General features: G+C 66.0%; 16 protein-coding genes. 11 read left to right on the top strand and 5 right to left on the bottom strand.

The features are described 5' to 3' along the window. The first annotated feature begins 5 nt into the window (after positions 1-5). The 7 genes from nuoL (at position 6) to H8S47_RS13760 (ending at position 8,593) form a co-directional block, all read left to right on the top strand. Positions 6-2,105 carry an NADH-quinone oxidoreductase subunit L gene (gene nuoL / locus H8S47_RS13790; protein ID WP_187504414.1) on the top strand — a complete coding sequence of 700 codons (2,100 nt, stop codon included), beginning with the start codon at positions 6-8 and terminating at the stop codon, positions 2,103-2,105. After that, positions 2,105-3,640 (top strand): NADH-quinone oxidoreductase subunit M, encoded by a 1,536-nt coding sequence (locus H8S47_RS13785; protein WP_187504413.1) that lies wholly within the window; start codon positions 2,105-2,107, stop codon positions 3,638-3,640. Before nuoL ends, H8S47_RS13785 begins: the two co-directional genes overlap by 1 nt. Next, positions 3,640-5,085, top strand: coding sequence for an NADH-quinone oxidoreductase subunit NuoN (gene nuoN, locus H8S47_RS13780; protein ID WP_187504412.1), 1,446 nt, complete (start codon positions 3,640-3,642; stop codon positions 5,083-5,085). Before H8S47_RS13785 ends, nuoN begins: the two co-directional genes overlap by 1 nt. Positions 5,086-5,087: 2 nt before the next feature. Then, on the top strand, positions 5,088-5,819 hold the full coding sequence (locus H8S47_RS13775) for a biotin--[acetyl-CoA-carboxylase] ligase (protein ID WP_187504419.1): 732 nt from the start codon (positions 5,088-5,090) through the stop codon (positions 5,817-5,819). 10 nt (positions 5,820-5,829) lie between these two features. Beyond that, positions 5,830-6,606, top strand: coding sequence for a type III pantothenate kinase (locus H8S47_RS13770; protein ID WP_187504411.1), 777 nt, complete (start codon positions 5,830-5,832; stop codon positions 6,604-6,606). A 63-nt stretch (positions 6,607-6,669) separates the two neighbouring features. Continuing rightward, positions 6,670-8,307 (top strand): ribonuclease J, encoded by a 1,638-nt coding sequence (locus H8S47_RS13765; RefSeq protein ID WP_187504410.1) that lies wholly within the window; start codon positions 6,670-6,672, stop codon positions 8,305-8,307. Between the two features lie 4 nt (positions 8,308-8,311). After that, entirely contained in the window at positions 8,312-8,593 is a 282-nt protein-coding gene (locus tag H8S47_RS13760) for a DUF1467 family protein (protein WP_187504409.1), read from the top strand. A 151-nt stretch (positions 8,594-8,744) separates the two neighbouring features. Here H8S47_RS13760 and H8S47_RS13755 read toward each other — a convergent pair whose 3' ends face one another. Both H8S47_RS13755 and H8S47_RS13750 read right to left on the bottom strand, forming a co-directional pair. Next, on the bottom strand, positions 8,745-9,524 hold the full coding sequence (locus H8S47_RS13755; RefSeq protein WP_187504408.1) for an SDR family oxidoreductase: 780 nt from the start codon (positions 9,522-9,524) through the stop codon (positions 8,745-8,747). A 101-nt stretch (positions 9,525-9,625) separates the two neighbouring features. Continuing rightward, positions 9,626-11,911 (bottom strand): coiled-coil domain-containing protein, encoded by a 2,286-nt coding sequence (locus H8S47_RS13750; RefSeq protein WP_235982892.1) that lies wholly within the window; start codon positions 11,909-11,911, stop codon positions 9,626-9,628. Between the two features lie 290 nt (positions 11,912-12,201). Here H8S47_RS13750 and H8S47_RS13745 point away from each other — a divergent pair, with 290 nt between their 5' ends. Genes H8S47_RS13745 through H8S47_RS13735 form a run of 3 tightly spaced genes read left to right on the top strand, consistent with a single transcriptional unit; the run spans position 12,202 to position 15,889 of the window. Beyond that, entirely contained in the window at positions 12,202-13,383 is a 1,182-nt protein-coding gene (locus H8S47_RS13745; RefSeq protein WP_187504406.1) for a hypothetical protein, read from the top strand. A 53-nt stretch (positions 13,384-13,436) separates the two neighbouring features. Next, positions 13,437-14,513 carry a DUF2336 domain-containing protein gene (locus H8S47_RS13740; RefSeq protein ID WP_235982890.1) on the top strand — a complete coding sequence of 359 codons (1,077 nt, stop codon included), beginning with the start codon at positions 13,437-13,439 and terminating at the stop codon, positions 14,511-14,513. Further along, complete coding sequence (locus H8S47_RS13735) at positions 14,510-15,889, top strand: sensor histidine kinase (protein ID WP_187504404.1); 1,380 nt, start codon at positions 14,510-14,512, stop codon at positions 15,887-15,889. The genes H8S47_RS13740 and H8S47_RS13735 overlap by 4 nt, the downstream gene beginning before the upstream one ends. Here the strand turns inward: H8S47_RS13735 and H8S47_RS13730 are convergent. Genes H8S47_RS13730 through gltX form a run of 3 tightly spaced genes read right to left on the bottom strand, consistent with a single transcriptional unit; the run spans position 15,863 to position 18,805 of the window. Continuing rightward, a complete protein-coding gene (locus tag H8S47_RS13730; RefSeq protein WP_187504403.1) occupies positions 15,863-16,066 on the bottom strand; it encodes a hypothetical protein in 204 nt (67 codons plus the stop codon). The genes H8S47_RS13735 and H8S47_RS13730 overlap by 27 nt on opposite strands. Next, on the bottom strand, positions 16,066-17,349 hold the full coding sequence (locus tag H8S47_RS13725; protein ID WP_187504402.1) for a citrate synthase: 1,284 nt from the start codon (positions 17,347-17,349) through the stop codon (positions 16,066-16,068). Before H8S47_RS13725 ends, H8S47_RS13730 begins: the two co-directional genes overlap by 1 nt. Positions 17,350-17,374: 25 nt before the next feature. Then, positions 17,375-18,805, bottom strand: a complete 1,431-nt coding sequence (gene gltX, locus H8S47_RS13720) for a glutamate--tRNA ligase (protein WP_214655086.1) — start codon at positions 18,803-18,805, stop codon at positions 17,375-17,377. A gap of 90 nt (positions 18,806-18,895) precedes the next feature. Here gltX and H8S47_RS13715 point away from each other — a divergent pair, with 90 nt between their 5' ends. Continuing rightward, on the top strand, positions 18,896-21,175 hold the full coding sequence (locus tag H8S47_RS13715; RefSeq protein ID WP_187504401.1) for a ComEC/Rec2 family competence protein: 2,280 nt from the start codon (positions 18,896-18,898) through the stop codon (positions 21,173-21,175). Positions 21,176-21,205 lie beyond the last annotated feature (30 nt).

The raw sequence follows: 21,205 nt of genomic DNA, 5'->3' as shown, positions 1-21,205 counted from the left end.
TACGGTTGATCCAGCTTATCGTCTTCCTGCCGTTACTGGCCGCGATCGTTGCCGGGTTCGGCAATCGCGCGATCGGCAACGTGCCGGCGAAACTCGTCACCACGGCTGCGCTGTTCGCGTCGTGCCTGTTGTCCTGGCCGATCTTCATCGGCTTCCTCTCGGGCACCAGCACGGCGACCGTCGCGCCGCTGCTCGACTTCATTCACTCCGGCGACATGAACGTCGCGTGGTCACTGCGCGTCGATGCTCTGACCGCGGTGATGCTCGTCGTCGTCACGTCGGTCTCGGCGCTCGTCCACCTGTATAGCTGGGGTTATATGGACGAGGATCCCGACCAGCCGCGCTTCTTCGCGTATCTGTCGCTGTTCACCTTCGCGATGCTGATGCTCGTGACGGCCAACAACCTCGTCCAGATGTTCTTCGGCTGGGAAGGCGTGGGTCTCGCATCCTACCTCCTGATCGGGTTCTGGTTCCGCAAGCCGTCGGCAAGTGCAGCCGCGATCAAGGCGTTCGTCGTCAACCGCGTCGGCGATCTTGGCTTCATGCTCGGTATCTTCGGCACGTTCCTGGTGTTCGGCACCGTCTCAATCCCCGAAATCCTCGCGGCGGCTCCCGGCATGGCGGGCTCGACGCTCGGCTTCCTCGGCTACCGCTTCGACACGATGACGGTGCTCTGCCTGTTGCTATTCGTCGGCGCGATGGGAAAATCGGCGCAGCTCGGCCTGCACACCTGGTTGCCGGACGCGATGGAAGGCCCGACCCCGGTGTCGGCGCTGATCCACGCGGCGACGATGGTCACCGCCGGCGTCTTCATGGTGTGCCGCCTGTCGCCGATGTTCGAGATGAGCCCGGTCGCGCTGACCGTGGTCACCTCGGTCGGTGCCGCGACCTGTCTGTTCGCCGCCACCTGTGGCCTCGTCCAGACCGACATCAAGCGCGTGATCGCGTATTCGACCTGTTCGCAGCTCGGCTACATGTTCTTCGCGGCCGGTGTCGGCGCGTACGGCGCGGCGATGTTCCACCTGTTCACGCACGCGTTCTTCAAGGCGTTGCTGTTCCTTGGCGCCGGCTCGGTCATCCATGCGATGCACCACGAGCAGGACATGCGCTATTATGGCGGCCTACGTAAGAAGATCCCGGTGACGTTCTGGGCGATGATGGCGGGCACGCTCGCGATCACCGGCGTCGGTATTCCCGGCATCTTCGGCAACACCGCGATCGGGTTCGCCGGCTTCCATTCGAAGGATGCGATCATCGAGGCGAGCTGGGCTGCGGGTCAGCCGGGCGTGTGGTTCGTCGGCGTGCTCGTCGCGTTGCTGACCAGCTTCTATTCGTGGCGCGTGATGTTCCTGACCTTCTGGGGCAAGCCGCGCTGGGCTGCGTCGGAGCACATCCAGCATGCGCTCCACGATGCTCATGGTCATGACCACGGCGACGCGCATCATGTCGACGGTCACCATGCGAACCCGGCTCAGGCCGAGGACGCGGGGCATGCGCCGCACGGTCATCATGATGCGCAGCATGCCCCGGCCGAAGGCGACGGCGGATATCACCCGCACGAGAGCCCGCTGCCGATGCTGATCCCGCTGATCGTGCTGTCGGTCGGTGCAGTCCTCGCCGGCTTCGTGTTCCACGGCTTCTTTATCGAGCCGACCGCAGGCGAAGAGTTCTGGAAGGGCGCGCTCGCGTTCCGCGAGCATCTGATGCACGAGATGCACGGCGTGCCGTTGCTGATCAAACTGTCGGCGACGATCGCGATGCTGCTCGGCCTGCTGACCGCCTGGTACGCCTATATCAAGGCACCGACGTTCCCGGCCAAGGTCGTCGAACAGTTCGGCGTGCTCTACGACTTTCTGCTGCATAAGTGGTATTTCGATGAGCTCTACGACCTGATCTTCGTCCGCCCTGCGTTCGCGATCGGCCGCTTCCTGTGGCACCGCGGTGATGAGAAGACGATCAACCGGTTCGGGCCCGACGGCGCGACATGGGTCGTCCAGATCGGTAGCCGCGTCGCCAACCGCTTCCAGACGGGATACCTCTACACCTATGCCTTCGTCATGCTGATCGGGCTGACCGCAGCCGTAACCTGGGCGATCGGACTGTAATGACCGGCTTTCCTATCCTCTCCGTCCTGATCGCGGTCCCGATGATCGCGGCCATCGCGTGCCTGTTCGTCTCGGCGAACACCGCGCGGATGCTCGCGCTGGCGGCGACGCTGATCGACTTCGTTCTCGGCATCATGCTGTGGATGAACTACGACATCGGCGGCGCGCAGTGGCAGTTCGTCGAGCATGCCCCCGGCATCTTCGGCCCGTTCGGCTGGTCGCTCGGCATCGACGGCTTCGCGTTGATGCTGATCATGCTCAGCGTGTTCCTGATGCCGATCTGCATCGGCGCCAGCTGGCGCTCGATCACGACCCGCGTGCCGGAATACATGGCGGCGTTCCTGTTCACCGAAGTGCTGATGATCGGCACGTTTGCGGCGCAGGACCTGTTCCTGTTCTACGTGTTCTTCGAAGCCGGCCTGATCCCGATGTACCTGATCATCGGCATCTGGGGCGGCGCGAACCGGATCTACGCGTCGTACAAGTTCTTCCTGTACACGCTGCTCGGCTCGGTCCTGATGTTCATTGCGATGCTGTACATGGCGAAGACCGCGGGCACGACAAGCATCCCGGCGCTGATGAACTACGACTTCCCGGCGCACGTGCAGACGTGGCTGTGGCTGGCGTTCTTCGCGTCGTTCGCGGTCAAGATGCCGATGTGGCCGGTCCACACCTGGTTGCCCGACGCGCACGTCCAGGCGCCGACTGCAGGGTCGGTCATCCTGGCGGGCGTGCTGCTGAAGCTTGGCGGATACGGCTTCCTGCGCTTCCTGCTGCCGATGTTCCCCGAAGCGTCGGGCCAGCTGACCTGGCTGATCTTCGGCCTGTCGGCGGTCGCGGTGATCTACACGTCGCTCGTCGCGCTCGTGCAGTCGGACATGAAGAAGCTGATCGCCTATTCGTCGGTCGCGCATATGGCGATCGTCACGATCGGCCTGTTCGCGTTTAACCGGCAGGGCATCGAGGGCGCGATGATCATGATGCTGAGCCACGGCCTGGTATCGGGTGCGTTGTTCCTGTGCGTCGGCGTGATCTACGATCAGCTCCATACCCGCGAGATCTCGCGCTATGGTGGCCTCGCGATCAACATGCCGAAATACGCGATCTTCTTCCTGTTCTTCACGATGGCCTCGATCGGCCTCCCAGGTACCAGCGGCTTCGTCGCCGAGTTCCTGTCGCTGATGGGCACGTATCAGGTCTCGACCTGGACCGCGCTGCTCTGCACGACGAGCATCATCCTGGGCGCCGCATACATGCTGTTCCTGTACCGTCGCGTCGTGTTCGGCGAGATCAAGGCGGACGATGTCCGCGCGATGGTCGACCTGTCGGGCCGCGAGATGTGGCTGCTCGCACCGATCGCCGCCGTCGTGCTGTGGATGGGCGTGTATCCCGAGAGCTTCCTGGCTCCGATGCGCAAGGACGTGGGCGTGCTTCTCGCCCGTGTCGATCGCGCCAAGCCGGCGAGCGATTCCAACCCAACTGCGGGGAAGCCCGCCGCAACCGTCCATAGTGCCGCGCACGGGGAGGCACACTGATGGATTACGCCGCTAACATCGCAATGACGCTGCCCGAACTGGTGCTGGCGTTGGGTGCGATCGCCCTGATGCTCGTCTCGGCCTGGGGCGGGGACAAGTCCACGCGCGCCGTCTCGATCGCCGCTGTCTTCGTACTTGTCGGGGCAGGGATCGCATTGGTCGGTCCGGCCTCGTCGGGTGGCTATGCGTTCGACGGCCTGTACCGCGCAGACGCGTTCGGCGCGTTCGCCAAGGTGCTGATCTACATCGCCTCGGCGGTCGCGATCGTCATGGCGCCGAGCTTCTTCTCGCGCACGCACGGCGACGATCTGCGTCCGGAATATCCGGTGCTGATCCTGTTGTCGGCATGTGGCATGGGGATCATGGTCTCGGCCACCGACATGCTGACGCTGTACGTCGGTCTCGAACTCCAGAGCCTTGCGGCCTATGTTCTAGCCAGCTTCATGCGGCGCGACGGGCGTTCGGCGGAAGCCGGTCTGAAGTATTTCGTGCTCGGCGCGCTCGCCAGCGGCATCCTGCTGTACGGCATCTCGCTGGTCTACGGGTTCAGCGGCACGACGTTGTTCTCGGGCATCTCGGAAGCCTATGCGGGCACCAAGTCGCTCGGCCTGCTGTTCGGTCTGGTGTTCGTGTTCGCAGGGCTCGCGTTCAAGATCAGCGCCGTGCCGTTCCACATGTGGACGCCCGACGTGTACGAGGGCGCACCGACCCCGGTCACCGCGTTCTTCGCGTCCGCCCCCAAGGTCGCAGCGCTTGCTCTGTGCGTCCGCGTGGCGGTCGATGCGATGGGCCCGGCGACCGACCAGTGGCGCCAGATCGTGATCTTCGCTGCACTCGCCTCGATCATCCTTGGTGCGGTCGCGGCGATCGGCCAGACCAACATCAAGCGCCTGCTCGCATACTCGTCGATCAACAATGTCGGCTTCGCGCTGATCGGTCTTGCGGCGGGAACGCCGGAAGGCGTGTCGGGCGTACTGATGTACCTGACGATCTACGTCGCTATGACGCTCGGCTCGTTCCTGGTCGTGCTGCAGATGCGTGGTGACGACGGGCAGCCGGTCGAGACGATCGATAGCCTCGCCGGCATGTCGCGGACGCGGCCTGCCCTGGCAGCGGCACTGGCGATCTTCATGTTCAGCCTCGCCGGCATTCCGCCACTCTTCGGCTTCTACGCGAAGTTCGCGGTGTTCAGTGCAGCGGTTGACGCCAGGCTGTTCCCGCTGGCGGTGGTCGGCATCGCCGCCTCGGTGATCGGCGCGTATTACTATCTGCGCGTGGTGAAGACGATGTACTTCGACGACCCCGCTCCGGCGTTCGCGCCGATGGAGAGCAAGGTCGAGGGTGGCCTGATTGCCATCGCCGCCGTGTTCGTGTCGCCAGCCGGCTACCTCCTCATCCCCGTGCTCGGCGCGTGGACGATGGCGGCCGCACGGGCGCTGTTCTGAGCATCATCCGCACCGTCGCGGAGACAGGATCGACCAACGCCGACCTGCTGGAGCTTGCACGCGGCGGTGCCGAAGACGGTCTCTGGTTGCGCGCAATCCGGCAGACGGCGGGGCGGGGGCGGCTCGGGCGCGAATGGTCGTCGCCCGAGGGTAACCTCTACGCCAGCACGCTGGTTCGGTTGCGACCGAACGATCCGCCGGCTGCCAGCCTCGCGCTGGTCGCTGCGGTTGCATTGCAGGAAACCGTGTCGACGTTCCTCGTCGCCGGGATCTGCCAGGGCACGACCGATGCGAGCGAGACGCTGGTTCTGAAATGGCCCAACGACCTGCTGCTCGCGGATGCCAAGCTGTCGGGCATCCTGCTTGAACGCGCGGATGACGCGGTAATCGTCGGCTACGGCGTCAACATCGCGCATCATCCCGATCTGCCCGACCGTGCGACCACCGATCTCGCCGCGCACGGCGTGCTGGTCGATCCGGCGATGTTCCTCGACATTCTCACCGACAGTTTTGCGCGCTGGATCGGCCGCTGGCGCACCGAGGGGATCGCGCCGGTTCGCGAGCGTTGGGTCGATTGCGCACACCCGGCGGGCACAGCGCTGACCGCTCGCCTTCCCGACGGCAGCGGGATCGATGGCCTGTTCGTCGGGCTCGACACCGATGGCGCGCTGATCCTCCGCTTGGCGTCTGGCGAGCGGCGTGTCATTCACGCTGCCGACGTCTTCCTGCTTTGAGGCCCCGCTGATGCTGCTCGCGATCGATGCCGGCAATACCAATGTCGTGTTCGCGCTCGTCGAGAGCGGCGAGATCGTCGCGCGTTGGCGGATCGCGACCGATCCGCGGCGGACGGCTGACGAGTATGCGGTGTGGCTGAGCCAGCTGATGCAGCTCGGCGGCCACGATCGCACTGCGGTCGAGGGCGTCATCGTCGCCACCGTCGTCCCCCGCGCACTTCACAATCTGCAGGTGCTCGCGTCGAAATACTTCAACACCGAGGCGCTGGTCGCCGGCCATGCGCCGGTCGAATGGGGCATCGCGATCGACGTCGACGAGCCTGCCTCGCTGGGCGCCGATCGTGCAGTCAATACGATCGCCGCGCATGCGCTGCATCCCGGCGACCTGATCGTCATCGACTTCGGCACCGCCACCACCTTCGACGTCGTCGACTATAGCGGCGCGTACAAGGGCGGGATCATTGCGCCGGGGATCAACCTGTCGCTCGACGCACTGGTCACCGCCGCGGCGAAACTCCCACGGATCGCGATCGAGGCACCGACCGATACCAGCGTGATCGGCCTCAACACCGTCTCGCAGATGCACATCGGCATCTATTGGGGCTATGTCGCGATGATCGAGGGGCTGGTCGCGCGGATGAAACGCGAGATCGGCCGTCCCGTGAAGGTCGTCGCTACCGGCGGGCTTGCGACATTATTCGAGAAACAGACCGACGTGTTCGACGTCATCGAAGCCGACCTGACGATCCAGGGGCTGGCGATGATGTGGGATCGTCACCATATCTAGGGCCATTGGGCTCGCGCCGACCGGCCTGCGGGCCATATTCCTGTATAATCCTGAAAGTAATCAATGACTCCGAAGAACGAACTCCTTTTCTGTGGCCTTGGCGGCTCCGGCGAAATCGGCATGAACGTCAACCTGTACGGCTGCCAGGGCAAGTGGGTGATGGTCGATCTCGGCATCACCTTCGCCGATCCGCAATATCCCGGCGTCGACGTGATCCTGCCCGACCTGTCCTTTATCGAGGACCGGATCGACGACCTTCTTGGTATCGTCATCACGCACGGCCATGAGGATCATATCGGCTCGCTGCCGTATCTCGCCGAAGACCTCGGCGTGCCGATCTACGCGACGCCGTTCACGATGGGCCTGATCCGCGGCAAGCTCGAGGAAGAGGGCATCGCCAACCGCGTGAAGCTCAAGATGATCCCGATGGGCGGCAATTTCCAGCTCGGGCCATTCGGCTTCACCTTCGTCGAGATGTCGCATTCGATCCCCGAGGCGAACGCGCTGCTGATCGATACGCCTTACGGTCGCGTGTTCCACACCGGTGACTGGAAGCTCGACAAGAACCCGGTGATCGGCAATCCGACGACGCCCGAGGGCTTCATGGCGATCGGCGACAAGGGCGTCGACGTGCTGGTCTGCGATTCGACCAACATCTTCAACATCACCGCATCGGGCAGCGAGAGCACCGTGCGGAAGGGTCTGTTCGAGGAGGTCACCAAGGCCAAGGGCCGCGTGATGATCACCAGCTTCGCGTCGAACGCCGCGCGTCTGCACACGTTCGGCGAAGTCGCCAAGGAAACCGGGCGCAAGCTGTGCGTGACCGGGCGTTCGCTCGACCGGATCATCAAGGTGGCGCGCGCGACGGGCTATCTGAAGGATTTCCCCGATACGATCAGCCCCGACGAGGCGATGCGCCTGCCCAAGAACAAGGTGCTGATCATCGCCACCGGTGGCCAGGGCGAGGAGCGCGCGGCGCTCGCACGTGTCGCCAATGGCCAGCACACGATCACGCTCGAGGCCGACGACACGGTGATCTTCTCGTCGAAGCAGATCCCGGGCAACGAGGTCCAGATCGGTCGCATCCAGAACACGCTGGCGGCCAAGGGCATCCGCATGATCACCGAGCGCCAGGCGCACGTCCATGTTTCGGGTCACCCGGGTCAGCCTGAACTCGCGCAGATGTATGACTGGCTGCGGCCCGAAGTGCTCGTGCCGACGCACGGCGAGATGCGCCACATGATGGAGCATGCGCGCTTCGGTCTCGAGCAGGGCATTCCGCGCGCTATCGTGCAGAGCAACGGCGACATCATCCGTCTGGCGCCCAAGGGCCCGGCGAAGATCGGCAACGCGACGGTCGGGCGTCTCGTGCTCGACGGTGATGTGATCCTCCCGGCGGACGGCGCGACGCTGAGCGAGCGGCGGAAGCTGGCGATCAACGGCCAGATTTCGGTCGGTGTCGCGCTCGGCAAGGACGGCCGGATGGTCGGCCAGCCGCAGGTTCGCGTGCAGGGTGTGCCGGTCGAGGAAGACCGTGCGGCGTTTATCGCCGATGCAGTGCAGGCAGCGGCCGACACGGTGCGGGGCGGCAAGCGCGAGAGCGAGAAGATGCGCGAGCAGATCCGTCTCGCGGTGCGCAAGGTCGCCAAGCGCTGGACCGGCAAGCAGCCGATCGTCGACGTGCTGCTGATCGAGGGCTGATCGGGTGCGCTGGACCTCGGCACTCGCGATCTACGTCCTGTTCTGGTCGTTCTCGGTGTTTCTGGTCCTGCCATTCGGCGTGAAGACGACGCGTGAAGTCGGGGGGGAACACGTTCCCGGTCAAGCCGAGAGCGCGCCGCACGAGTTTCGCTCGGGGCGGACGGCTTGGCGGGTAACGGTGGTGGCAACGGTGTTGTTCGTGTTGTTCCAGCTGAACTATCACTATGGCTGGATCTCGCCGCAGAGCGTCGACCTGTTCGACCGCGGCAACATGGTCACGCGCTGAGAGAACCCTTACGATCCTCCCCAGCAAGGGGGAGGTGGCACCGAAGGTGACGGAGGGGGAGGACACGGGACCGAGGTTATCCCTTTCCTCCCCCTCCGTCTGGCAAGTGCCAGCCACCTCCCCCTTGCAGGGGAGGATCGTGAGATTGCCGTCACCCCGGCGACGCCGCTGACCCGGCCAGCAAGCCGCCATCGATATTGATCTCCGTTCCCGTGATATACGTTGCCTCGTCCGACGCGAGCATCACCGCGACCGCGGCCACCTCGTCCGGCATCCCGAACCGCTTCAACGGCGTATCCGCCACCAGCGCCGCCATCCGCGCGTCCCGGTCCGGTCCATCCCCGAGCATCGGCTCCCAGATCGGCGTCAGGATCGCCGCGGGATGCACCGAGTTGCAGCGGATCTTCCACCCCTGCTGCGCGCAATACAGCGCCACCGTCTTGCTGTGATTGCGGATCGCCGCCTTCGACGACGCATAGGCCGCGGCGAGGGGAATGCCGACCAGTCCCGACCGCGACGAGATGTTGATGATCGAGCCCGTGCCCGCTGCTTTCATAGCCCCGATCGCATAGCGACAGCCGAGGAACGTGCCGTCGAGGTTGACCGCATGGACCGCGCGCCAGTCCGACAAGGTTGCATGCTCGGGATCATGCGCGACCATGCTTTGCTCGAAACCCGTTACGCCCGCATTGTTCACGAGCACGTCGACCACCGGAACGATCTCCGCCAGGCGCTGCCAATCCGCCTCTTCGCGGATGTCGAGCTTTTCGAACCGACAGCCTATCGCCGTCGCAGTCTCGACGCCGGCGGTTTCGTCGATGTCGGTAAGGATGACGATGGCGCCTTCGTCATGGAAGCGCTCGGCGATCGCGCGGCCGATGCCACGTGCTGCGCCGGTGACGACGCAGATCTTGGTATTCAGTCTGGGCATGTAAGCCTCGAAATATGAGTCCGGTCGGCGGGTTGCTCCGCTGGCGAGGGCCGCGTTAGCGGTTACGCTGGATCATTTCGAAAGCTCCTTTGAGGTCTGGTTCAGCGCAGGCGTTCGATTGCCTGCGCCAGTGCCACATACAGCTTGCCCATGTCGGACGACAGCAACGTCACGCCGAGCGGCGAGCCGTCGCGTTGCGTCAGGATCGCGCGGAGCATCGCTTCGAAGTCGTGGATGTAGCGGTTGACCATCTCGCGGAAGGTCTCGTCGTCGTCATAGAGCCCAGCTATCTCGCGGACTTCGCTGGCGTCGAGGATACGGACGGCGCGACGCGTGAACACGCCGCGGTCGCCCTTGAGGTACGCGCCCCAGGCACTGTCCGAGATCTCCGGGGCGATCGCCTTGGTGATGTCGATCGAGGCGGAGTTGAGCGATTCGATCAGCAGAGAAACGCGGCGCGCGAAGGTGTCGTTGTCCGCGTCCTCGCGTTCGGTCCGCGCCTCTTCGATCCGCGTTTCGACGATCGCGGTCTGGTCGACGATCGCCTGGACTTCGCGAGCCAGCCGCTCGGTCGCGCCGGTTGCCGCATCGACTGCCGCATCGGTGGCGTCGGTGAGCGCCTTAACCTGCCGCTCCACCGTATCGTTGGTCGCGCGCCGCATCGCATCGGCGCTGGCGGCGCCCAGCGCGGCTGCGGCTTCGGGAATGACCTTCGACAGCGTCTCGCGCGCCTTGTCTGCCGCGACCGCGGCGGTTTCGCGGACGCGGTGGAGCGCTTCGATCAACTGCGGCGCGGCGTCTTCGGCGAAATGCTGCGTGCGGCCGATCGCCTCGTCGACCATCTGCCCCAAAGCATCGGCCTTCGCGCGACCGGTGTTGAGCGTGTTGAGCAGGTCGGTCGACAACGTATCGAGCACCTGGCGCTGTTCGCCGATGACGCCCGCGATCGCCTCGATCGCGTCGTGCGTGCTTTCCGCCGCAGTGACGAGCGCGAGCAGTTCGGGCCGCGCCGAGACGACGATGCTCTTGCTGGCGAGCACATGCGAATCGAGCCGGCCAAGCGCTTCGGGCATCGTCTCGTCGATCTCCCGGGCTGCTGCGTCGAGCGCGACCAGCAATGTTTCGGTCGTCGTGATGGTCCGGTGTGCCATCGCGTCGCCGGTACGCAAAGCCTCGGTCATCGCATCCGCGGAGCCGCCCAGCGCGCTGATCGAGGCGGCGAGGCCCTGGGTGCGCTCGGTGCCGTGGCGGTGGAGCGCTTCGATTCGTGCTTCGACTTCGCCGAGCCCGGTGTGGAGGTCGTCGACGATCCGCTCGCCGGCGTTGCGTTGCAGGTCGAGGCGGATCGCGACCCGTTCGATCGCGTCCTCGACGGTGGCGATGCGGCGGGCGAGCGCTTCGGCGCTGTCGCGGGCGGCGCTGTCGAGCGCGGCCTGGTTCGCGCCGACCATCGCCAGCATCGCGTCGCCCTGCGCGGCGATGCTCTTGCGGGCTTCGTCGACCGCGGCGGCGGTGCGATTGAGTAGCGCATCGACCGCGCCGGACATGCCGTCGGTGACCGATTCTAGGTGCGCGCCCGCGGTCTGGCTGGTCGCCTCCATGCGGACGATGTGCGCGGCGAGGCGTTGCGCCGCGCCGCTCGCCATCGTGTCGGCATCGCGTCCGCGTTCGGCGAGCGCGACGATCTGCGCGTCGAGCGCAGCGGCATGCTCGCTCGCGGACAGCCCGGTGCGTTCGAGCCGCTTGGCGACGTCGTCGATATCCGCCTGCGCGCGGGGGAGGGTGGCGATCAGCACGCCGAGGCTGGTCTGCGCGCCCGCAGTCGAGGTGGCGAGGTTGCGCGCGTGCGCGGCGGCCTGGTCGATCTCGGACACCATGCCGCGGCCGATCGCGGCGAGCTGTTCGGTCGCCCCGCCGCCCATCGCCATCAGCGCGTCGAGCTGCTGGGCGAGTTGGACGCGGTTGGCGTCGATCGTGTTCGACAAAGCGGCGACGGTGCGTTCCAGGCTCGCGGCCTCGTCGCGCATCGCCTGTGCGGTGATACCGAAACGGCGGGCCTCGGTACGGCTGGTACGCATCGCGAGCAGCCAGACGATGCCGACGAGCGCGGGGACGATGCAGAGAGCGGCGATGAACTGGACGAGAGCGACCGGCTCGATCGTGCCGAGCGAGCCGCGTGCAAACCAGAGCATGCCGGCGAGCCAGACGACCACGACAGCCACGGCGATACCCGCGTAAAGAGGTCCGCGTTCTTGCGCAGGCTCTTGATAAACCTCGTCGAAACTAGGTTCGGTGACGGCTTCGGACATATCTTCTATCACCGGATCCATCACGATATCCGCGCGAATGGGATGGGCATTGCCTGCCGACGCGCGAAACCCGATCATTGACGAACCCCCGTTCATGAACTGCCGAAGTATCATGGATTGCCGCGCGACAAAACGGATGATGCGACGGTTCGGCGAACATCCGTCCGGTAAGCGGGGCGACACGGCGTATGATCGCGGCGGCATCGGCAGAAGCGCCTGTCGTATTTGCGATAATGGATGCGATGCGGAGGGTTTAGTCGCCTCGGCCTGGCGGTTTATCGCCGGTAACGTAGAACCGAACCACGATGCAGGGCGGTTCGGCCGAACGCGGGCTTTGCAGGACGGCGTGTACCGCCTAACAGCCTGCGATGCTTGCCGGTCTATTATTTGCAATACACGACGCCGACGATCGTCCCGATCGTCTGGCCGCGACCCTGCCGTTCAGTGGCGTCACGCTTATCGAATACCAGGCGCGACTGCTGATCGCAGCCGGCGTATCGCAGGTGATCGTCGTCGTCGCGCGGATGACCCCCGAACTGCTCGGCGCGATCAACCGCATCGGACGGCGCGGCGTGAGCGTCGATACGGTGCGCTCCGCGACCGAGGCGGTCGAGAAACTCCACCCCCTCGCGCGCATATTGATGCTCGGCGACGGGCTTGTGACCACCGAGGCGATCGTCAAGGCGATGGCCGGCGAGGAGGGCGATTGCCTGCTCGTCGTGCCGGAGAGCGATGCGGGCCCCGGCTTCGAGCGCGTCGGCGGGCAGATGGCCTGGGCTGGCGTCGCGCGGCTAAATTCGAGCCGGATCGCCGAGGTGGCGGCACTGCCACAGGATTACGATCTCCAGTCGTCGCTGCTGCGGCTGGCGGTTCAGTCGCGCGCGATCCATGTCCTGCTCCCGACCGATGCGGTGCGTGGCGGCCACGGGATCGAGCGTCAGGCGCGGACGCTGGAGGAGCGCGGGCGCGCGGTGCTGATGACGATCGTGTCGGGACGGCGCGGCTGGTTCGATCGGTTCGTACTCGCACCAATCGCGCGGCTGGCATTGCCGTTGCTGGTCGATCGCGGCGCGGCGGGGACGAGCGTCGGTGCGGCCGGGCTGGTGCTCGGCATCGCCGGGCTGGTAACGATCGGCTTCGGGTTCTCGTCGATCGGGCTGTTCGTTGCGTTGATCGGCAGCATCTCGCTGGCGCTCGGCTCGGTATTGAGCGGCCTTCGCGACGAGGCGCCGATGGCGCGCTGGCAGACGCTTGCGATTGCTGGCGTCGTCGCAGCGGCGATCCTGGTCTTCGCGTTCTTCCTCAGCGGCTATGCAGGCGACAATACCGCGCTGGCGATCGGTATCGCGACGGTCGCGATCGGTGGACTGGCGGAGCGCGCCATCCTTGAGCGCGAGCGGCGATTGTGGTGGGGCAGTCCGGCGGCGTATCTGCTGCTCGTCGCAGTGTTCGCGCTGATCGGATTCCCGGTGTTCGGACTGGGCATGACGGCGGTCTATGCGACCGCTACGCTGGCGGCGGCAATCGAGCGATTGCGTCGCGCGCCTTAGGCGTACCTTAACGACCGGAGGCTAAGCACGGGATCATGTCGGTCGGCCCAACGATGCAAGACGCTATGCCGTCTTATGATCCAGTGCAGCGCGCCGAGGCTGCGCGCCTGCGGGCCGAGACGCGGCTGGCCGGGACGATCGACGATTTTTTTCTCGATGCGGAAGCACGGATCGACGATCGCACGCGGCTGATGCTGGCGCAGGTGCTCGGCGCGATCGTTGGGGCGATCGAATGGGATATCCGGCGACATGCGGCGCGGTTGCTGGCCGGTGCCGGCGCGACCGAGGCAGGCGAGGCGATCCTGAAGGCGGGCGTGGGCACCGTCCTGCAACGCCTGACGCGCGCGGGTCTGCTGCGTGACGAAGACCTGATGGACGAACTGATCGCCCGCGTCCGCCACGATCTGATCGCGGCCTCGCTACCGGTCGAGGTCGCGGAACCCGACGAGGCGAGCCTGCTCGTGCGGCTGGCCGGTGTGCCCGACAGCGTCGTGGCGTCGGCGGCATCGGCATTGCTCGCGGCCGAAAGTCGGCGGCGGGTGGCGAACGAGCAGGGTGCGGTCGGAGGCAGCGAATTGCCCGCGGAGCTGCACCACCGATTGGTCTGGTGGGTGGCCGCGGCGATCCGTGACGGCTTGACGTCGCCGACCCGCGAGAGCGACCGCGCGATCACCGATGCCGCACAGCGCAGCCTGGCGGCACATGACGAGGGCGAGCGGCCCGATGCGGTGGCGACACGGCTGGCGGCGGCGCTCGATGCGCGGCCCAATGAGTTGGCGGCGGTGCTGGTCGAATCGATCGGCGACCGGCGGCTTTCCCTGTTTGTCGCGGTGCTGGCGCATGCGCTGGGCATCGCGTTCGATCAGGCGCGGGCGATCACGCTCGATCCCGAGGGCGACCGGCTTTGGCTTGCCCTACGTGCGCTCGACATGGATCGGCCGACGATCGCCCGAATCGGCCTCGCGCTGTCGGAGGCGGATCCGCGCCGGGATATCGAGCAGTTCGCCGATGCGCTCGACGCGATCGTTTCGATCGGTGTGGAGGACGCGCGCGCGTCGATCGCGCCGCTTGCGCTCGACCGTGATTTTCGGATGGCGTTGCGCGCACTGGCGCGTACGGAACGGCGATGAGTCTGTTCGATCCATCGACCGAAAGCCCGATCGCACACGGCATCGTCGCGCCCGACGGATCGCTGTCGTTCGCGGACCCGGCATTGATCGCACTCAACCAGCGTGCCGGCGGCATACGCGGCGCGCCACTTGCTGTGCCGCAACTCGCGACGATCGCGCGGCTTGCGCGGCGACTGGGCATCGTCGTGTCGCGCGGGGTGGTGGTTGCCGACGACGAAGCCGATGTCGATCTTTGGGTACGCGCGCAACCGGACGGCGAGAACGTACGCCTGACGGTCAGCGGTTGGCGCGAGATCGCCGCGTGGCGTCCGACCCGGCCTGCACCGGGTGCCCCGGATGATTTTGTCGGCAGCGATACCGATTGGCGGTGGGAGACCGACGCGGCGTTGCGGCTGACGTTCGTGACGCTGGATGCCGGGCCGAAGCATGGTTTCGACGCGTTCGCGCTGCTCGGCCAGCCGCTGACGGCGATGTTCGCGCTCGATACCGGAACCGACGGGACGTTGCCGATCCTCGATTCGCTCGCCCGGCGCCGGCCGATGACGGCGCAGCCTGCGCGGCTGCGGAGTTCGGGGCGGGCGGTAACGCTGACTGCGACCGTGCGTCACGACGCCTCGGGGGATTTCGCAGGGTTCGTCGGCACGGCGCGGATGGTGGTCGAAGACGTCGCACCGCCCGCCGAAACCGCGACGCTCTCGCCGACCTTCACGAGTGGCCTCGACAAGGCGTTGCGCATTCCCCTCGCGCGGATCGTAGCCAATGCCGACAGCATCAATGCGCAGGCCGATGGTCCGGTGCAGGGCGACTATGCCGATTACGCGGCGGATATCGCCAGCGCGGGCCGCCATCTGCTCGAACTGGTCGATGACCTCGTCGATCTCCAGGCGGTCGAGCGGCCCGATTTCACGCTGCTGCCCGAGCCGATCGACCTTGCCGACGTCGCGCGTCGCGCAGCGGGGCTGTTGTCGGTTCGCGCGGCAAATGCCGATGTCACGATCGCGCGACCGCCGGTCGACATGCGGGTCGCCGCGCTCGGCGATTTCCGCCGCGTGTTGCAGATCCTCGTCAATTTGGTCGGCAATGCGGTGCGCTATTCGCCGCGCGGCGCGCAGGTCATCGTCACCGCGACGCGCACCGAAAGCCATGCGGTCGTCGTGGTGGCGGACAAGGGCAAGGGCGTAGCGCCCGAGGATCAGGTCCGTATTTTCGAGAAGTTCGAGCGGGTCGATCCGTCGGAGGCCGGCGGCAACGGGCTTGGCCTGTACATCGCGCGGCGTCTGGCGCGGGCGATGCAGGGGGATCTCACGGTCGAGAGTGCGCCCGGCAAAGGCGCGCGGTTCGTGCTGACGTTACCGGCGGATCCGGCGCGCCACTAAAATCAATGCCAGGCCGAATGCGGCAAGGAATGCGCCGCGATCCGCCCAGGGCCGCTGGTCGAGCATGAAGCTCGACTGCGGCCAATGGACGTAACCGAGCCCCTGACCGATCCAGAGCAGACCCATCAGCGCGCTGAGCGCGCCGACGACCATTAGGATCGGCCGGAGCGTTTTCATCAGCGTGACGCCATCGGGACGTAGTCACGTGCGGTCGGGCCGCTGTACAGCTGGCGCGGACGGCCGATCTTCTGGTCGGGATCGGTGATCATCTCGTTCCACTGCGCGACCCAGCCGACGGTGCGGGCGAGCGCGAAGAGGACGGTGAACATCGAGGTCGGGAAGCCGATTGCCGACAGGATCACGCCCGAATAGAAATCGACGTTCGGGAAGAGCTTCTTCTCGATGAAGTACGGATCGCTCAGCGCCAGACGCTCGAGTTCGATCGCGACGTCGAACACGGGGTCGGTGACGCCCAGCTCGCGGAGCACTTCCTTGACGGTCGTCTGCATCACCGCCGCGCGCGGATCGTAGTTCTTGTAGACGCGGTGGCCGAAGCCCATCAGGCGGAACGGATCGTTCTTGTCCTTGGCGCGGGCGATGTATTCGGGGATGCGGTCGACGGTGCCGATCTCATGCAGCATGTTGAGCGCGGCTTCGTTCGCGCCGCCGTGCGCGGGGCCCCACAGGCAGGCGATGCCGGCCGCGATGCACGCGAACGGGTTCGCGCCCGACGAACCGGCGAGACGGACGGTCGAGGTCGACGCGTTCTGCTCGTGATCGGCGTGGAGGATGAAGATGCGGTCCATCGCCTTTTCGACGATCGGGTTCACGACGTACTTCTCGGCCGGCACGCCGAACGTCATCTTCAGGAAATTGCCGGTGTAGCTCAGCGTGTTGTCCGGATAGACGAACGGCTGGCCGACGCTGTACTTGTACGCCATCGCGGCGATCGTCGGCATCTTGGCGATCAGGCGGTGCGACGCGATGACGCGCTGTGCCGGATCGTGGATGTCGGTCGAATCGTGATAGAACGCCGACAGCGCGCCGACGACGCCGCACAGGATCGCCATCGGATGCGCGTCGCGGCGGAAACCACGGAAGAACTGCGCGAGCTGCTCGTGCACCATCGTGTGGCGCGTGATCGTGGTCGAGAAGTTCGCCAGCTCGTCTTCGCTCGGCAGTTCGCCGTTGAGCAGGAGGTACGCGACCTCCATGAAGTTCGACTGTTCGGCCAGCTCGCCGATCGTGTAGCCGCGGTGCAGCAGCGTGCCCGCGTCACCATCGATATAGGTCAGCTTCGACTGGCACGACGCCGTCGAGGTGAAACCTGGATCGTAGGTGAAATTATCCGTCTGCGCGTATAGCTTGCGGATATCGATGACGTCGGGTCCGACCGTACCGGACATCACCGGATACTCGAAATCCTTGCCGTCGACCTTGAGGGTTGCGGTCTCGCTCATGCTTGTATCCTTCCTCGAAATCTTATCAGCTAGCCATCCGGTCGGCGATCCGTCCCAGGCTCTCGTCGCGCCCGAGCAAATCGAGCACATCGAAGATCCCCGGCGACGTCTTGCGTCCCGTCAGCGCGGCGCGAAGCGGCTGTGCGACCTGGCCGAGCTTGACGCCCCGCGCTTCGGCCACGCGCCGTACCGCGCCTTCGAGCGCCTCCGTATCCCACTCGGCGAGCGCGTCAAGTTCGGCATGCGCGTTCGCCAAAATGACACTCGCTTCACCTTGCAAAAGGCTCGCTGCGGCGTCATCCATTGCCAATGGGCGCTGGCTGAACAGGAAATTCGATCCCTCGGCCAGCTCGTTCAGGTTCGCGGCACGGGGCTTGAGGACCGGCATCGCACGCGTGAGCAGGTCCAGTCCGCCGGTCGGCAGATCATGGCCGAGACGGTCGGCGGCGAGTTGCGCAAGGCGCGGGTCGTCGGCTTCGCGGATGTAGTGGCCGTTGAGGTTCTCGAGCTTCTTCAGGTCGAAGCGCGAGGGCGACTTGCCGACGCCGGACAGGTCGAACCACTCGACTGCCTGTTCGCGGCTGATGATCTCGTCGTCGCCGTGACCCCAGCCGAGCCGGAGCAGGTAATTGTCGAACGCCTCGGGCAGGATACCCATCTCGTCGCGATACGCTTCGATACCGACCGCGCCGTGACGCTTCGACAGCTTGGCGCCATCGGGTCCGTGGATCAGCGGGATGTGCGCGTAGATCGGCTCGGGCCAGTTCATCGCGCGGTAGATCGGCAGCTGCCGGAACGCGTTGTTGAGGTGATCGTCGCCGCGGATGACGTGCGTGACGCCCATGTCGTGATCGTCGACGACGACGGCCAGCATGTAGGTCGGGGTGCCGTCGGAGCGTAGCAGGACGAGGTCGTCGATCTCTTCGTTCTTGACCGTGACCGCACCTTGGACGCGGTCCTCGATCGTGACGGCACCTTCCTGCGGTGCGCGCAGACGGACGACGTGGGGAAGGTTCGGCGCTTCGCTCTCCGGGCGATCGCGCCACGGGCTGCGGATGCGCAGCGGCTTCTTCGCGGCCTGTGCCTCGGCGCGCATCGCGGCGATCTCGTCGTTGGTCATGTAGCAGCGATAGGCATGCCCGTTCGCGACCATCTCGTGCGCCACCTGTGCGTGGCGCTCGGCACCGGCGAACTGCATGACGACGTCGCCGTCCCAGTCGAGGCCCAGCCACCGCATCCCGTCGATGATCGCGTCGATCGCCGGCTGGGTCGATCGGACTCGGTCGGTGTCCTCGATCCGCAACAGGAACTTGCCCCCGTTCGCCTTTGCGAACAGCCAGTTGAACAGCGCGGTGCGCGCGCCGCCGAGATGCAGGAACCCCGTCGGCGACGGAGCGAAACGGGTAACTACGGGTGCGGCCGAATTGGCGGTGCCCGTATCAGATATTGCGCCCAACCGCGGGTGCTCCCAGACTGATGAAACAATGGAAAAACGATGGCCATGACAGCCGTCGCCGCCCCTAGCATGCGTCCTTGGCGGCGACAAATGGGCGTGCCGCGATGGGGGGCTGTCGTTGGCCTTGCTGTCGTCGGGCTGGCCGTGGAACGCTGGCTGGAGGCGGAGCGCGACCAGCTGGTGTTGTGGCTGCCGGTGATGCTGGGCGGCGGGATCGCTTTGTGGTTCGCGTTGCCGGACCCGGCAGCGTGGTGCGTCGCGGTGCTGCTGTTGGTCGCAGGCGGGTTGGCATGTCTGGCCGCGGGGCAGGGCGGGCGTGCGGCGCGCGCGCTGGCGATCGGGTTACTGACGGCGGCGCTGGGGCTCGGCCTAATCTGGGCGCGGTCGGAATGGGTGGCGCGGCCAGTTCTCGGCGGTCCGACGATCGCAAGTTTCTCGGCGAAGGTCGAGGCGATCGAGCCGCTCGTCGCTCGGAAACTGGTCCGGTTGACTGTGCTGCCTATCGGTAAAGGTGTGGAGACGGATGGGCGGCCAGTCGCCTTGCCGTACCGCGTCCGCGTCAATCTGGCCGAGGCGGATGCGCCAAGGCTGTTGGGGACCGGGTCGATCGTGCACCTTCGCGCCCGCCTGATGCCGCCGCCTTTGCCAGCCGTACCGGGCGCGTACGATTTTGCACGCGTCGCATGGTTCGGCGGGATCGGTGCGACGGGACGCGGTTTCGCACCGGTGGTCGTGACGAGGTCGAGCGAGTCGGGGGCCGGTATCCGCGTCGCGCTGTCGCACCATATCGTCTCGCGACTGGACGGCAGCGTGGGCGGTATCGCTGCGGCGCTTGCGACGGGCGACGTCGGCGCGATCAGCGAGGAGGATTCGGAGGCGATGCGCCGCGCGGGTCTCGCGCATCTATTATCTGTGAGCGGACTGCACATCACCGCGGCGGTGGCGGCGACGATGCTGATCGTGTTGCGTCTGCTGGCGCTCAGCCCGTGGCTGGCCTTGCACGCGCGACTGCCGTTAATCGCCGCGCTGGCGGGTGCGGCGGCGGCGATCGGCTATACCATGCTGACCGGCAGCCAGGTTCCGACGATCCGGTCGTGCGTCGCCGCGTTGCTCGTGCTGGCCGCGCTGGCGATGGGGCGCGAGGCGATGACCTTGCGGCTCGTCGCGGCGGGGGCGACGTGCGTCATGCTGGTGCTGCCCGAGTCGGCGGCAGGGCCGAGCTTCCAACTTTCATTCGCGGCGATCACCGCGATCATGGCTTTGCACGAACATCCGGTGATCCGCGCGTTCTTCGGCCCGCATGACGAGGGGCGCGGGCGCAGGCTCGCGCGCGGCGTCGCGTCGCTGCTGCTGACGGGGCTGCTGGTCGAATTCGCGCTGATGCCGATCGCGGTTTATCATTTCCACAAGGCGGGGCTGTACGGCGCGTTCGCCAACATCGTCGCGATCCCGCTGACGACGTTCGTAGTGATGCCGCTGGAGGCGCTGGCGTTGCTGCTCGACGCCGGGGGCGTGGGTGCGCCGGTCTGGTGGCTGGTGCAGCGGTCGCTCGATGCGCTGCTGTGGCTAGCGCATATCGTCGCCGATGCGCCGGGTTCGGTGCGGTCCTTGCCCGCGATGCCGACGCCAGCGCTTGCCCTGATGATCGTTGGTGGCATCTGGATCGCGTTGTGGCGGACACGGTTGCGCCGACTGGGACTGCTGCCGCTCGCCGCCGGTGCGATCTGGGCGTTGACGACACCTGCGCCTGACGTTCTCGTTACGGGAGATGGTCGCCATGTCGCGGTACGGACGGCGGCGGGGTTGGCTATGCTGCGTGATCGGGCTGGGGACTATACTCGCGACATGCTAGCCGAGAATGGCGGGGTGGATGGCGAGCCACTGTTGTTGGCGGATCAGCCCGACGCCCGGTGCAGCCGTGATCTTTGCGTCACCGATATCGCCGCGCGAGGACGGATGTGGCGGATCCTCGCGACGCGTAGCGCTTATATGGTGCCGATCGCCGAACTGATCGCCGCCTGTCGCAGTGCCGACGTCGTGGTCAGCGAACGCGGTCTGCCGAAACGCTGCGTGCCGCGGTGGCTGAAGCTGGACCGCCGTGTTCTGCGTCGGACGGGCGGGGTCGCGCTGACCCTAGGGACCGGGACGGTCGTCACGATACTGACTGCAGGTGATCGCCATCCCTGGCGCCATCCGCCCGTGCTCGAACGTCCGGCTCATATTTTCAGATCGCGGCACGCTCGGTTCCAATATGGGACGTCCGGGTTTCGGGCCGACCGAGGCCGCAGGAAGTACGATGTTTACGCGAAGGCGCCAAGGCGCGAAGGTGTTGCGGTTCGGAAGACCGTTCCAAACTCCACGAAGGATTGAGGAACGTCGTCGCCTTGACCGCATCGTAGT

It is taken from the genome of Sphingomonas albertensis (assembly GCF_014358075.1).
Taxonomy (GTDB): domain Bacteria; phylum Pseudomonadota; class Alphaproteobacteria; order Sphingomonadales; family Sphingomonadaceae; genus Sphingomonas; species Sphingomonas albertensis.
This window is presented reverse-complemented; position numbering and strand designations above follow the sequence as displayed.